Origin of the sequence: Pantoea eucrina (genome assembly GCF_020079945.1) — a bacterium.
Taxonomy (GTDB): domain Bacteria; phylum Pseudomonadota; class Gammaproteobacteria; order Enterobacterales; family Enterobacteriaceae; genus Pantoea; species Pantoea eucrina.
In genome coordinates this window covers 21,953-36,371 of sequence record NZ_CP083450.1, presented here as the reverse complement: position 1 = coordinate 36,371, position 14,419 = coordinate 21,953, and the positions used below count along the sequence as shown (strand labels likewise).

The window sequence follows — 14,419 nt, the reverse complement described above, 5'->3', positions numbered from 1 at the left end:
CCTCAGGCCGGTGTTTCAACGTGCTCGGCTGCCACGTCGGCATCGTCAGGCAGCGGTGCGTTGATTTGACGCACTAAATAGAGCAGGCCAGCCGCAAAACCCAGCGTATAGACCAGCACGATAGCGATAAAAATGACCAATGTACTGCTGAGCGACAGCGGCGAAAGGCTGTCAGCAGTACGTAACACGCCATAAACCGTCCAGGGCTGGCGTCCCATTTCCGTGACCACCCAGCCAGCCAGCAGCGCCAAAAACCCGGCAGGCGACATCAGTGTCAGCAGACGCAACAGGCGCGGTGAATGGTATAAACGACCGCGCCAGCGCTGCAGGTTGGCCGCCAGGCTAACCACCAGCATCAGTACGCCGCATCCCACCATCAGGCGAAACGCAAAAAACACCGGTAACACGGGCGGCAACGCCTCTGCCGGAAACTCGCTCAGACTTTTAATATGCCCGCTGAGGTTGTGACGCAGGTAGAGGGAGCCGATCGCCGGGATCGCCAGTTCAGCGTGGTTGCGCTGCGCCTGCTGATCCGGAATGGCAAACAGCCGCAGCGGCTCTCCCTGACCCGGCGGCGGAGCGTGCCAGCTCCCCTCGATGGCAGCCAGCTTAGCCGGTTGCCAGGTGCGCGTATTTTCACCATGCAGATCGCCCACTACAATCTGCGCCGGTACCGCCAGTAGCGTTACCGTCAGCGCGCTGCGCAGCATCAGACGGCTGGCCGCTTCATCCGGCTGACGGCACAAGCGCCACGCGGCTACGCCGCCCAGCAGGAAGCTGACGCTTATTACCGAGGCGAGCAGCATATGAGCCAGACGCCAGCCAAAAGAGGGAGCAGCAAGCAGCGTCCACGCGCTGTCGGGCAGCAGACGGCCATCATCGGTCAGATGAAAATCAACCGGCGTCTGCATCCAGGAGTTAGCCGCAAGGATCCAGAACGCGCTCAGCACGGCGCCCAGCGCCACAAAACAGGTCACGGTGAAATGGACGCCAGGCTTAACCCGATCAAAACCAAACAGCATCACGCCGGTCAGCGCGGACTCCAGAAAAAAGGCGATAAGCACTTCGTACAGCATCAGCGGGCCTATCACCCCGCCCGCGCGTGACGCCAGCCCGGACCAGTGCGTGCCGAACTGAAATTCCATAACGACGCCAGAGACGGTGCCGATAGCCACCGTCAGGGCAAAAATTTTGATCCAGAACTGCAGCGCCTGCCGCGCTTCAGGGCGCTTCCCCCATAGCCAGCGCGCTTCAAACCAGACCAGGAAAGGCGCCAGGCCCAGCGTCAGCGCTGCCAGCGTAATGTGCATGCCCATGGTCAGCGCAAACTGACCACGGGCAATCAGCAGCACCCACTCCTGACTATTCACGGGTCGGCTTACCGCTGTAGCGGGTAATCGGGGTCTCCTCCTCTTTCTGCATCTCGCGCGAAAAAACTTCCAGCGCCGACAGCAGCGGACGCACACCCTGCCACAGGTCTTCATCATTCAGCAGTTTCATTACTCCTCTGATGCCGGGCGCAGCTTTCTCCTGCTGAACAGACTCGCTCGCTGGCTTCATCGCGACCAGCGCATCGCGCAGCGCCAGCAGTACATGATTAAACCGCTCGGGTGGAATAGTGCTCAGCATCATAAACAGCAGCGAAATGTTCTGGATGGCGTTCTGAGTACCGGGGCGATTCAGCCCGCCGGCAAGAATTTTACCAATGTCGTTGTTCGCTTTAACCACGTCATTGGCGAGACGCAGAAAGCCGTGCTGATGCAGATTCTCCAGCAGCGTATTGAGTGACTCCTGCGCGGTGGGTTCAGTGCGCGCAGGTTCAGGCTGGTAGTCCAGCGGTTCGGCCATTAGCTTTTCTCCGGGTGCGAAACATGTTCAGGGGGCAAACGGTACTCCGGCTGCTGCCATTTCACCTCAACCGGCAGGTGATCCAGCGGCGTTCGCTGACCGTGACGGAAGTTATGCAACGGCAGCGGATGCGGCTGAGGCTGACGCGCCAGTTTACGCAGGCTGACGGCAATCTCTTTGTAAGCCGGCGTGTTCACATCCGGGTCGTGGTGGTTACCGGTCAGACCATTGACGCCGGGTTTGCCATAGTGAATCGGGATAAACAGCACGTTCCCTGCGGCACGATCGGTCACCACCACCGGCACCTCCAGCGCGCCGCGCCGCGAGCGGATTTCAACCCAGTCACCCTCCTGCAGCTGACGCGCTTCCGCCAGCTGCGGCGAGATCTCCACAAACCAGTTGGGTGACAGCGACATGATGCGTCCGCCCTGCCCGGTCTGGTTTGTGGACTGGAAATGCTCCAGCATGCGGCCATTATTCAGCAGCAGATCGTACTCTGCGTCCGGCTGCTCTTCTGGCGGCTGCCACTCAAGCGCATAGAGACGCGCTTTACCATCCGGAAACGCAAATGCGTCGGTATAGAGCAGCGGCGTACTGCTGCCATCTGCTTTCACCGGCCAGAGCTGTGACTGCCAGCCTACCAGCTGTTCATAGCTCACACCGGCAAACAGATCCGCAATGCCCGCCGCCTCCGCCATGATGGCGCCGGGGTTTGGATAGCGCCAGTGATGCCCGAGACGCGCGGCGAGATCGGTCAGAATCTGCCAGTCAGGCCGGCTCTCACCCAGTGGAGCAAACGCCGGGGAGAAGTGCTGTATACGGCGCTCGGTATTGACGAATGTGCCCTCTTTTTCCAGGCTCGGACAGCCGGGCAGCACCACGTCGGCGTAGCGCGCGGTTTTGCTCATGAAAATGTCCTGCACCACCATAAAATCGAGCTGGCTGAACGCTTCATCCACTTTGGTGGAGTTAGCGTCTGAAAAGGCGGTATCTTCGCCGATGATGTACATTGCGCGCAGCTGCTTATCGTGGGCGTGCTCAATCATCAGGAAGTTATCCAGCCCCTCTTCATCAGAGAGCGCTTCCGGCGCAACCTGCCAGGCACGCGCCCACTTCTCGCGAACCGCATCATCCGTTACGCTTTCATAGCCGGGGTAAACATTGCTCAGGCAGCCAAAGTCGCTGGCCCCCTGCACGTTGTTATGGCCGCGCATCGGATAGCCACCGGTGCCGGGGCGACCATAGTTGCCGGTCACCAGCAGCAGGTTAGAGAGTGCCGTGCTGGCATCGGCACCGTGGCTGTGCTGCGTGATACCCATCGCCCAGAGAATACAGGCGCTGTTTGCCTGGCCGATCATCTCCGCTGCCTCGGTGAGCGCCTCCACGCTCAGACCGGTTACTTCACTCGCCATCTCAAGCGTAAACGGCGCGAGCGAGGCGCGGTAGGCGTCAACATCATTAACGCGTTCAGCCAGAAACGCGTCGTCTGCATAGTGATGATCGAACATATATTTCGCCATCGCAGAGGCCCAGACCATATCGGTACCGGGCCGGATACGCAGATAGCAGTCGGCGCGCTCCGCCATTTCATGCTTACGCGGATCCACGACCAGCAGTTTCTGCCCGTGATGTTTATGGCTCTGTTTGATGTGCGAGGCGAATACCGGATGGTTTTCTGCAAGATTACTGCCCACGGTGATAATCAGATCGGTCTGCTGCAGATCGCGCAGCGTGCCGGCATCGCCGCCATAACCCACGGTGCGGAACAGCCCCTGGGTAGCCGGGTTCTGACAATAGCGTGAAGAGTTATCGACATTGTTGGTACCAAAAATCAGGCGCGCGATCTTTTGCGTCAGATAGGCCTCTTCATTACTGGCTTTACTGGAGCCAATAAATCCAATTGCTGCGCCGCCGTGCTGATGCGCTACGGCACGCAGCCCTTCCGCCACCCGGTTCAGCGCCTCTTCCCAGCTGGCAGGCCGGAATGCTCCGTTTTCCCGGATAAGCGGCGTGGTCAGGCGATTCGGGCTGTTAACAAAATCCCAGCCAAACTTGCCTTTTACGCAGGTGGAGATGCCGTTTACCGGCGCCTCAGCGACCGGCTGCACCTTCAGGATATGGCGATCGCGCGTCCAGACCTCAAAGCTGCAGCCAACGCCGCAGTAGGTGCAGACCGTTTTGGTTTTTTTAATTTCTGTTTTGCGCAAAGCATCATCAATCAGTGAGATGCCGGTTATCGGCTCCATGCCGATGCTCTTCTCCATTTTTTTAATGGCATCAATAAACGGCCGCTTTAAATCCTCATCCATGCGGGTAAACGGACCGGCATCGGGCTGCATGGTTTTTTCTAAAAGCGCGTTACACGGGCAAACCGTGACGCAGTGACCGCAGCTGACGCAGCTCGATCCGGCAATCTCCGTCCCGCCATCCCACAATACGCGCGGATGTTCTGCGCTGTAGTCAATTGAGAGTGTCTCATTGACTTCTATGTTCTGACACGCCTCAACGCAGCGTCCGCAGAGAATGCACTGGTCGGGATCGTAGGTATAAAACGGATTGCTGTGATCTTTCGTGTAGGGTTTACGTTCATAGGGATAGAACTGAATCGGCATGTGCATATCGGCTACCGCATTATGCAGCGTACAGTCGCCGGTATTGTGCTCACACACCGTGCAGTAAAGTTCATGGCGATTCAGAATACGGTCCATACCTTCCTGCTGTGCAGCAGCCAGGTCGGCGCCTTCACTGACCACCTGCAAGCCTTCATAAGTCCGCAGGGTACAGCCACGCACCTGCTCTCCGTCAGCCCTGACCCAGCAGACATCGCAGCTTTGCAGCGGCGGCAACGCCGGGTGGTAGCAGACGTGCGGCAGTTTTTTTCCCTGCTGCTGCAGAAAATCGATCAGCGGTTGATCCGCTGCGCCATTCAGCCGTTCCCCGTTATAAATAATGGTACAGAGTGCTTCGCTCATTTTCGCCTCGTTGACGACAGTGCTCATTATGTTTATCCCGGTAAAACGCCGGGAATTTATTAAAGTTATTCAATGAGCTTAGAGCTAATTTTCTGCTCTGCAATGTTGCCGACTCGCTTATTTTCTAAATGTGGACTAAGAGGGGATAAATAATCATTACGTTAGTGAAATTGTAAGGAAAAATAACTTCCCGCACTGCATGGATATTGCACAAATAAAATTCATTCGTAATTTTTTTACGTGACAAATATCACATCTCTGCCAGGCTTATTTTCTACACGTTCACTGTACAAGGAGCCCGTTATGAATTCGTTCACTAACAAAACGCTAATCGCTAATGAATATCCGCAGCCGCCGTTTAACACGCCGTCGCAGGATTTCCCCGGCTTAGCCAGTAAAATGGATCCGCGTCCCGATCACGGTGAAACAAGCTATCGCGGTTCAGGCCGCCTGACCGGACGTAAAGCGCTAATCACCGGCGGCGATTCAGGTATCGGCCGCGCCGTGGCTATCGCTTACGCTCGTGAAGGCGCAGACGTTGCCATCAACTATCTGCCTGCTGAAGAGTCAGATGCGCAGGAAGTGGTTAAGCTGATTGAAGCTGAAGGACGTAAAGCCGTCGCTATTCCGGGTGATATCCGTTCCGAATCGTTTTGCCAGCAGCTGGTTAAAGAAGCCGCTGAAAAACTCGATGGCCTGGATATTCTGGTTAATAATGCCGGACGTCAGCAGTTTAATGAATCTATTCGCACCCTCTCGACGGAAGATTTTGACGCAACGTTTAAGACCAACGTCTATGCGATGTTCTGGATCACTAAAGCCGCGCTGGAATATTTGCCAGAGGGCGCCTCTATTATAAATACCTCTTCCGTTCAGGCTTATGAGCCAAGCGCTATTCTGCTGGATTATGCGCAGACCAAAGCCTCAATTGCCGCCTTCACTAAAGCGCTGGCTAAACAGCTGGCGGAACAGAAGATCCGCGTTAACGCTGTGGCACCGGGCCCATACTGGACGCCACTTCAGGCGTGCGGTGGTCAGCCGGAAGAGAAACTGCAGCAGTTTGGTTCCGGTGCACCGATGGGCCGTCCGGGCCAGCCGGTGGAAATCGCGCCGCTCTATGTCACCTTTGCTGAAAACCTGAACGGCTTTACTTCCGGCCAGGTATGGTGCTCAGACGGCGGTACCGGCACGCTGTAATAGCACATTCTGCCCGATATCAGCGTGGCTGCCCCTGTGGCAGCCACGCTGTCGTTTCAGCTGACAGGGAAGCATGATGAATAACCAGATTTTGCAGTCGCCGATGCGCGAGAAAGGGTTTGCGCGCCTTGGAGATTACGCTGCCATCGGGGAAGGCCGTTCCGTTGCGCTTATCGCACCGGATGGGGCTATTGACTGGTGGTGTGCACCTAATCTCGACTCCGCCCCGCTGTTTGACCGCCTGCTCGATCCGGAGATTGGCGGGTTTTTCCAGATTGTACCCGCAGCCCCCTTCCGCACCGAACGCGCTTATCGCGCTGACAGTAACGTGCTGGAAACCACCTTTATCACCGCAGAGGGTTCAGTCCTGCTGACTGAATCATTAAACAGCACGCTGGCCGGTCGTCTGCCGTGGAGTGAGCTGGCGCGGCGCGTTGAAGGGATCGAGGGCCACGTTGAGCTGACGCTGACGTTACGCTTTGGTACGCTGGCTGAGACCTGCTCGCCGTGGCGGGACTGCACTGAACAGGGCGATGTTTATCATATTGCCGATCTGATGGCGATGCTGCGCACCAGTGACGCGTGGCATATTACGCAGCGGGACGATGAACGTATCGCTGCCACGCTCAAAACCTCGCCCGGCAGTCACGCGCTGGTTGCTCTGCTGGTCACCGAGCGCGAACCGCTGGCGGTGCCGGATTTAAGCGCTATCGATACCCGTATTGAAACCAGCCACACCGCCTGGTGCGACTGGACGCGCAGCCTGAGTTATCAGGGGCGCTATGAAAAGCACGTGCGGCGTTCAGCGCTGTCGCTGAAATTTCTCTGGTACTCTCCTACCGGCGCGCTGGCGGCGGCGGCCACAACTTCCCTGCCGGAAGGTATCGGCGGCGAAAAAAATTATGACTATCGCTATGCGTGGGTACGCGACGCCTGCCTGATTATTAAATCGTTTGTGTTTCTGGGCGCGCTGGAAGATTGTAAGGCTGCTTTCTCATGGCTGTCGAAAACGATTATTCGTCACGGCACCGCGCTGCGCGCCTGTTATACGCTCGAAGGGGATGAAGTCCCGGCTGAATCTTATCCGCCGCTGCGGGGGTACCACCATTCACAGCCGGTACGCATCGGCAATAATGCGCGCGATCAGCTCCAGCTCAGTATGTATGGCGACATGCTCGCCACCGCCGATTTGTTTATACAGGCTGGTCACATTCTCGATCTCTCTACCTCGCGCATGCTGGGTGAGCTGGCGAATCATTGCGCTGATTCATGGCGTCAGCAGGATTGCGGGATCTGGGAGCTGCCCGATCAGCATCACTATACGCATTCCAAGATGGCCTGCTGGCTGGCGCTGGATCGCGCCGTGGCGCTGGCAGAGGCGAAACATATTGAGCCGACCTGGCTTGAGCGCTGGCAGCGCGAACGCGATCGCATCAGCGAGTGGGTGGAGGCGCACTGCTGGAGCGAGTCCAGACAGGCTTATCTCTTCTACCCGGACAGCGAAGATAAACTGGATGCGGCGCTGGCGCTGATGCACCGTTACGGCAACCAGGTGAATCCTGAGCGCATGCGCGCGACCTATCGCGCTATCCGTCAGGATCTGGGACACAACAGCGCAATGGTTTATCGCTACTCCGGTGTGGAACAGGAGGAGAGTACCTTTATTGCCTGCTCTTTCTGGCTGGTGGAAGCGCTGGCCGCGCTGGGTGATATTCCACAGGCAGAGCAGGCGATGGAAGAGATCCTCGACAAACTTTGTCAGCGTGGCAACGTTGAAACCTTTAATGAGATGTTCGATGTTCGCACCGATGAGTGGCGCGGTAACATGCCGCAGGGGCTGAGCCATCTGGCGCTGATTTGCGCAGCGCAGTCGCTGACGGATCACGGCTGAGAAAAAGCTAACGCCGCAGGCATGATGGCGGGAACGGAGTCCCCCCTGATGCCGCTTAGTGGCTCAGGCTATACTGTACCGTGAGCTCACCCTTCTTTTCTTTTACTTTGCCAATCACAATGTCACCGATCTCCCCGGTGCTGAGCACATGCGTGCCGCCGCAGGCATAGGGGGTCAGTTCACCCCAGCTCACCATACGTTTTCCCGCCTCTTCACCCAGCACGCGGGGGTAGTTGCCCGCCACCAACGCTGCAGCCCGCTGCATCAGCGCCTCTGCCGTAACCGGCTGAGTCTGATCCAGCGCGGTAAAAACAATGCGACCTTCCCCTGGCCGGTGGTTGGCTTTATATCCACGCCAGCCAAATGACTCTCCGGCATAAGCGATCAAATGACCCGCGGAGTGGTAACGCGAGTGCAGCTCGCGCAGCTCGCCATCCACCACCAGCTCCACCTCGCCTGGTTCAACCGGCCGATCGGTATAGTGTGCGACATCGTCGCCCTCCTGCAGCGCCTGCAGCATCGCCGCGCCGGCAAGGGTTCCGCGATCGGAGGGCTGTCCGCCACCCTGCGGATGAAACAGCGTTTCACTGAGTATGAGACGAAAGCGGCCATCATCCTGCGGTTCACAGCGTAATACCCGGGTGGTAAGCGTCAGCTGGTCGCTGGTGAAATAACGTTTGAGCGTCATAATACGTCTGGTTCCTTACGGCAGAGAAAAACGATCTCTCTTTTTAACCTGGTTCGGGGGCGGCAGGCGAAAAAAATCCGCAGGGCGAACGCTGCGGATAGATTTTGTGGCGATCAGTGCGCCTGATGTACGCGCTGGCAGTTATCAGCGCCTGCGGCCACCGGATGCGCGTCGAGATCGGCGCGCGCCGCACGAATTTTCTGCGTGTCGACGGCAAAGCGCTGGTCACGATCGCGCAGCAGCGCCGGGTTCATCTCTCCGTCGGCGGTAAAGCCCATCATCAGCGCTGGCTCGCCCAGCGGCAGGGTTTTGTCGCGGTCAGTATGCCAGGTGTGCCAGGTTTTTCCGTAGGTATTGACGATTTTGCCCATCAGCGCATGTTCAGCGGCGTCCGGGATGCCCGGCGCAATCAGAGAGCCTGATTTCACTTCATAGCGGTGGCTGTGCCAGTACTTCTTCTCGCCCGCCGGAAGCTGCTTAAACAGCCGCTCGCTGATGATATATTCAACGCCCATCAGCTTGGCATCTTTTTTATTGCCGTCGAAGATCACTGCCTGCATCACATCATCGTTGAGAATGGTGACATAGTGATGCGCTTCCATCTGTCCCTGTTTATCACCACAGTAGTAGTGAAATCCATCCAGATAGGTGTTAATGGCATCAATCGGCGGGCGCGACTGCAGTGCGGCCGCGCCGCTCTCCAGCAGCGCGGTTTTACCCGCCACGGGCGCACCGGGAGCGTTGACCGGTGACGCACTGTTATTCGCGCCGCATCCTGACAGCAACAATACGGTGAATCCACTCAATATAAGATTACGCATAGAGCATCCTTTTATTCTTTGAGTCATAAACATAGTTAATATGAATCAGGATGCCAGCGCAGCGGCGGAAACAATTACGTTACTGATTGTCCGCTAAAAAAAGGCGACCGCCATAGAGAATTATTCAGAAACCTGTTTTATTACGCTTCAGGCGGCCAACTGCGCGAACGTGAATAATACTTAGCACTTCCCTCTTCTGTTATCAGCAGAATATCAGCCTGAACCGGAGTCTTTATATGTCAGATTACTCCTCTGTCGCACTGCTCGGCCCTGGCGCTATCGGCACCACCGTTGCAGCTGCCCTGCATGAAGCCGGGCGCCCGCCGCTGCTCTGTGGCCGTACGCCCCATGCATGCCTGAGGCTGCGTCATGACGACGGCGAAATCCGGGTGCCGGGTCCGGTGCTGACCGATCCTGTCGCTATCCGTCATGCGGTTACGCTACTGTTTGTTGCGGTCAAAACCACTCAGGTGGCGCAGTGTGCAGGCTGGCTGCGGGCATTATGCAATGAGAATACCGTGGTGTGCGCGCTGCAAAACGGCATTGAACAGCAGACGCAGCTGCAGCCGCTGGTGAATGGCGCGCAAATTATTCCTTCGGTGGTCTGGTTTCCGGCTCAGCGCGAAGCGGACGCCTCTGTCTGGCTGCGCGCCCGGCCGCGGCTGACGCTGCCCGATACGCCAGGCGCAGCACGCATCGTTACTGCTCTGGCGGGCACGCGCTGCAGCACCGATCTCAGCGCTGATTTTCACTCTGTGGCATGGCGCAAGCTGTTACAGAATGCGGTAGCGGGCCTGATGGTGCTGGCAAATCGCCGGGCAGGCATGTTTAACCGGAGAGATATTACTGAACTGGCGCTGGCTTATCTCAGTGAAGCACTTAACGTGGCGCGCGCCTGCGGGGCAACTCTAAGTGACAACGTCACACACGAAATAGTGGCAGGGTTGCAGAGCGCACCAGCCGATCTGAGCACCTCTATTCTCGCTGACCGGCAGGCGGGTCGACCGCTGGAGTGGCAGTGCCGCAACGGGGTTATACAGCGGTATGGACGCAGCAAAGGTGTGCCTACGCCATTGAGTGACATTATTGTGCCACTGCTGGCGGCAGCAAGCGAAGGGCCAGGATAATTATCCTGACATTAGCTGACAGCAGTTGATGCAGCTGTCAATCAATGACGTTTTTTTGCCCACCGGTATATCACAGAGTAATATCTCTGGTTTACGATATTTCTGCCCAGACAGGCTCGGTGACCAGCATAATATCGCGTCTTATCTCTCTGTAATCTCAATTAACGCGATAACCTGTTATCCCGCCGTCGCGCTTTTTGACAGTTCTTTACTTCAGCGCTACGCTTATTGCCAGTGATATACATCACAAAGTTGCGTAAAGAAAAATTATCTCCTAAGGTGTTCGCCTTTCGGCCTCTTATAGCTTTCTTTTCCACCCTGCAATAACCGGCTGCGAAAGCTATAAGATCGCTTTTATTTCATTGTCAAAGGAAGCCTATGAGCACTGAAACAGTAAATAAACCCGATCTGACCGTTGATGATATTACCGTCATCGACAATAAACTTTTAAAACGCGCCGTCGGCGCAGCTGCTCTTGGTAATACCATGGAGTGGTTCGATTTTGGCGTATACAGCTATCTGGCCGTGATTATTGGTCAGGTCTTCTTCCCCGATGCCAGTAATACCGCGCAGCTTATCGCTTCATTTGGTACCTTTGCCGCCGCGTTCCTCGTGCGTCCGATTGGCGGTATGGTGTTCGGACCGCTGGGCGATCGCTTTGGCCGTCAGAAAGTCCTCGCTTTTACAATGGTAATGATGTCCATCGGCACCTTCTGTATTGGTCTTATCCCGAGCTATGCCAGTATCGGCATTGCGGCGCCGATTCTGCTGCTGGTAGCCCGTCTGGTTCAGGGCTTCTCAACCGGCGGCGAATATGGCGGTGCAGCAACCTTTATTGCCGAGTATTCAACCGATAAGCGCCGCGGTTTTATGGGCAGCTTCCTGGAATTTGGCACGCTGGCGGGCTATCTGCTGGGTGCCAGCCTGGTAACCGGGATGATTGCGTACCTGCCGCATGATGAGATGATGTCGTGGGGCTGGCGTATTCCGTTCTTTCTCGCGGCACCACTCGGTCTGTTTGGTCTCTATATTCGCCTGAAGCTGGAAGAGACGCCGGCATTTAAAGACCATATGGATCAGCGTGAAGAGATGGAGCATAACAAGCCGCCGCTGACGCTGTGGCAGATGCTGCGTACCCAGAGCAAACCGCTGCTGAAGTGTATCGGGCTGGTGCTGCTGTTCAACGTCTCCAACTATATGCTGACCGCATATATGCCAAGCTACCTTACCGGGATCCTCGGCCTGAGCGAACTCTCCGGCCTGCTGCTGGTGATGGTGGTGATGTTTATCATGATGCCACTGACGCTGATGTGGGGCTACTTTACCGATCGTCTCGGCCGCAAGCCGGTTATCGGCTTTGGCGCGCTGGGCCTGATTGTGCTGGCTATCCCTGCGTTTATGCTGCTGGGTACCGGTAATATGTACTGGGTTTTTGCCGGACTGGCGATTCTTGGTCTGCTGCATACCTGCTTCAGCGGCACCATGCCTGCCACCCTGCCGGCACTGTTTGTCACCGATATCCGTTATAGCGCGCTGGCGATTGGCTTCAACCTTTCGGTCTCACTGTTTGGTGGCACCACGCCGCTAATCACAGCCTGGCTGGTGGATACCACGCACAACAAAATGATGCCTGCTTACTACATGATGGGCGCCGGAGTTATTGGCCTGCTGACGGTGCTGACGCTGAGCGAAACGGCGCGTAAACCACTGAAGGGGTCATCGCCTGCGGTCGCCACCCGTGCGGAAGCGCATCGCCTGATTGATAAACTGCGCCGGCAGCGCAAACACAAAAAGCAGCAAAAACCTGCCTGATACGCTGTCACGCTGGCCACCTTCAGGTGGCTTTTTTTTGCCTGCAATTGCGTGCGCCTCACAGACACCGCATTGAAATCTATGCCTTAATGCCGCTTTACAGCTCTCTTCTCTACGCTTCTGTCTATAAGGATAGGTTATGCCTGCTCAGATGATGCCAGCGCATCGACGTATTATCGTCGCCGGTTCGGTTGGCAATTTTATCGAATGGTATGAATTTGCCGTTTATGGCTTTATGGCCCCGATTATTGCCAGGCACTTTTTCCAGCTGCCGGATGAGCGTGCCGGCACCAGTATCATCCTGACCTGGGCCGCCTTCGCCGTGGCGTTCTTTTTCCGTCCGCTCGGCGCGATTATTTTTGGCCGGCTGGGCGATCGTCACGGACGTAAACCGGTGCTTATCGGCGTATTGATCATGATGACGCTGGTGACGGCTGCTATCGGGCTGGTGCCGGACTATGCGGCTATCGGTCTTGCCGCGCCGTTAATGCTGACGCTGTTGCGTATTCTGCAGGGCCTGTTTGCCGGTGGCGAGTATGGCGGCGCGGTGTCGCTGATGACGGAAGCCGCCCCGCCAGGCAAACGGGGCCTGTATGGTGCGTGGCAGTCGCTAACGGTGGCGTGCGGCCTGCTGGCCGGTGCGGCGACCGTCGCGCTGATCCCGCTGCTTATCGGTGAAGAGGCGATGTTCGCCTGGGGATGGCGACTGCCGTTTTTGCTGGCGCTGCCGCTGGGAGGCGCTGCACTCTGGCTGCGGGCCGGGCTGGATGAGTCGCCGCAGTTTAACGCTGTGCGGCAGGCTCCGGCGCCGGAACGCGCTTCTTTCACCGCCACATTGCGCGCCATTGCGCTTGCCATCAGCCGCCTGATGGTCTGGTCAGCGGCGGGCTACACCTATCTGGTGATTATGCCAACCTATCTGCAAACAACGCTGCATACCGGCTTTAATCAGGCGCTGCTGATTGCCGTGATCTCAAACCTCGGTTTTGCCGCCACTATTCTGCCCGCCGGCTGGCTGAGCGATCGCATCGGCAGGCGTACCATTATGCTGGTTGCCACCTTTATGCTGCTGATCTTCGCCCTTCCGCTGCTTGGGGTGTTGCAAAATCCCGCTTCCGGGCTGTTAACGAAAGCGCTGGTGGTCTTTGTGGCTGGTGCGCTGGTCGGCATGCTGGCAGGCCCGGGACCCGCCATGCTGGCAGAGATGTTTCCCACGCGGGTGCGGTACACCGGCCTGGGTTTCGCCTATGCCCTCTCAAACGCGTTATTTTCCGGCTGCGCCGGGCTGATTATTTCAGGGCTGATCAAACAAACCGGAAATCCGGATATTCCGGCATGGTACGTGATGATTACCGCACTGATTAGTTTTGTCGCGCTGCTGAGTTTAAATAAAGACGACCATAAGCGGCCATTATAATAACGACTGATGAGTGCCAGCGCAGAAATAGCAGCGGGAGAGGAATAAACGTAGCGGGAAAAGGCGATGTGCTGAAACAAAATATCCCGGCACGAACGTGCCGGGAAGCTGAGACTTACCAGTGATACTTATTGCTATCTTCCCAGTCTTTCAGCTCTTTTTCTGCCTGGTCTTTACCGTAGCCGTAGCGTTCCTGAATGCGGCCCACCAGCTGATCGCGTTTGCCGTCGGCAACATCCATATCGTCGTCAGTCAGCTGACCCCATTTCTCTTTCACTTTTCCTTTGAACTGCTTCCAGTTTCCACTGATGCGATCTTCGTTCATAAGTGCTCTCCTGTTTGACGGTGAAAGCCGTCTGGCTTTATTGGCGCATCGCTTACATGCGTAACCATAACCGTAGCCTATGATGGCAAAAAATAAATGTTTTGCCGCACAAATCGGAAAATTTACTTCTGCAACGACTTTACGGCGCGCCCGGACTTATATTTCCAAATATAGGCTATGATTTTCAGGGTACTCAGCACTTTACCTGAGACCTTTCTTCATTACCGGGGTGATTAGCCTTTTATTTCATAGAGTAAATGATTTCGGAAATGCGAATCGCTTGATGTCGTCCATTGCCCCGCGCGGGGCCTAACGAGGCAA

General features: G+C 56.5%; 11 protein-coding genes. 5 read left to right on the top strand and 6 right to left on the bottom strand.

Going from position 1 to position 14,419, the window contains the following annotated elements:
* Positions 1-2: 2 nt before the first annotated feature.
* The 3 genes from LAC65_RS16795 to fdhF are packed head-to-tail and all read right to left on the bottom strand — an operon-like array spanning position 3 to position 4,820.
* The gene (locus tag LAC65_RS16795; protein ID WP_040113860.1) at positions 3-1,370 is read right to left on the bottom strand and encodes a cytochrome ubiquinol oxidase subunit I; all 1,368 of its coding nucleotides are present in this window, start codon (positions 1,368-1,370) and stop codon (positions 3-5) included.
* On the bottom strand, positions 1,363-1,848 hold the full coding sequence (locus LAC65_RS16790; RefSeq protein WP_040113859.1) for a DUF1641 domain-containing protein: 486 nt from the start codon (positions 1,846-1,848) through the stop codon (positions 1,363-1,365). The genes LAC65_RS16795 and LAC65_RS16790 overlap by 8 nt, the downstream gene beginning before the upstream one ends.
* Positions 1,848-4,820, bottom strand: a complete 2,973-nt coding sequence (gene fdhF / locus LAC65_RS16785) for a formate dehydrogenase subunit alpha (RefSeq protein WP_040113925.1) — start codon at positions 4,818-4,820, stop codon at positions 1,848-1,850. The genes LAC65_RS16790 and fdhF overlap by 1 nt, the downstream gene beginning before the upstream one ends.
* 303 nt (positions 4,821-5,123) lie before the next feature.
* Here fdhF and LAC65_RS16780 point away from each other — a divergent pair, with 303 nt between their 5' ends.
* Positions 5,124-6,017 (top strand): SDR family oxidoreductase, encoded by an 894-nt coding sequence (locus tag LAC65_RS16780; protein ID WP_040113858.1) that lies wholly within the window; start codon positions 5,124-5,126, stop codon positions 6,015-6,017.
* Between the two features lie 76 nt (positions 6,018-6,093).
* A complete protein-coding gene (locus LAC65_RS16775) occupies positions 6,094-7,908 on the top strand; it encodes a glycoside hydrolase family 15 protein (protein ID WP_040113853.1) in 1,815 nt (604 codons plus the stop codon).
* Positions 7,909-7,963: 55 nt separating this feature from the next.
* Here the strand turns inward: LAC65_RS16775 and LAC65_RS16770 are convergent, their stop codons facing one another.
* Together LAC65_RS16770 and LAC65_RS16765 are read right to left on the bottom strand one after the other, a co-directional pair.
* Entirely contained in the window at positions 7,964-8,596 is a 633-nt protein-coding gene (locus LAC65_RS16770; RefSeq protein WP_040113851.1) for a serine-tRNA(Ala) deacylase AlaX, read from the bottom strand.
* Between the two features lie 113 nt (positions 8,597-8,709).
* Positions 8,710-9,417 (bottom strand): OBAP family protein, encoded by a 708-nt coding sequence (locus LAC65_RS16765; RefSeq protein ID WP_052246560.1) that lies wholly within the window; start codon positions 9,415-9,417, stop codon positions 8,710-8,712.
* 236 nt (positions 9,418-9,653) lie between these two features.
* Here LAC65_RS16765 and LAC65_RS16760 point away from each other — a divergent pair, with 236 nt between their 5' ends.
* The 3 genes from LAC65_RS16760 to LAC65_RS16750 all read left to right on the top strand — a co-directional run bounded on the left by LAC65_RS16760 (position 9,654) and on the right by LAC65_RS16750 (position 13,773).
* Positions 9,654-10,544: an oxidoreductase gene (locus LAC65_RS16760; RefSeq protein ID WP_040113849.1), complete on the top strand. Its 891-nt coding sequence runs from the start codon at positions 9,654-9,656 to the stop codon at positions 10,542-10,544.
* A 378-nt stretch (positions 10,545-10,922) separates the two neighbouring features.
* Complete coding sequence (gene proP, locus LAC65_RS16755) at positions 10,923-12,356, top strand: glycine betaine/L-proline transporter ProP (RefSeq protein WP_071668296.1); 1,434 nt, start codon at positions 10,923-10,925, stop codon at positions 12,354-12,356.
* Positions 12,357-12,495: 139 nt separating this feature from the next.
* A complete protein-coding gene (locus LAC65_RS16750; RefSeq protein ID WP_040113845.1) occupies positions 12,496-13,773 on the top strand; it encodes an MFS transporter in 1,278 nt (425 codons plus the stop codon).
* 115 nt (positions 13,774-13,888) lie between these two features.
* Here the strand turns inward: LAC65_RS16750 and LAC65_RS16745 are convergent, their stop codons facing one another.
* A complete protein-coding gene (locus LAC65_RS16745) occupies positions 13,889-14,098 on the bottom strand; it encodes a CsbD family protein (RefSeq protein WP_040113843.1) in 210 nt (69 codons plus the stop codon).
* Positions 14,099-14,419 lie beyond the last annotated feature (321 nt).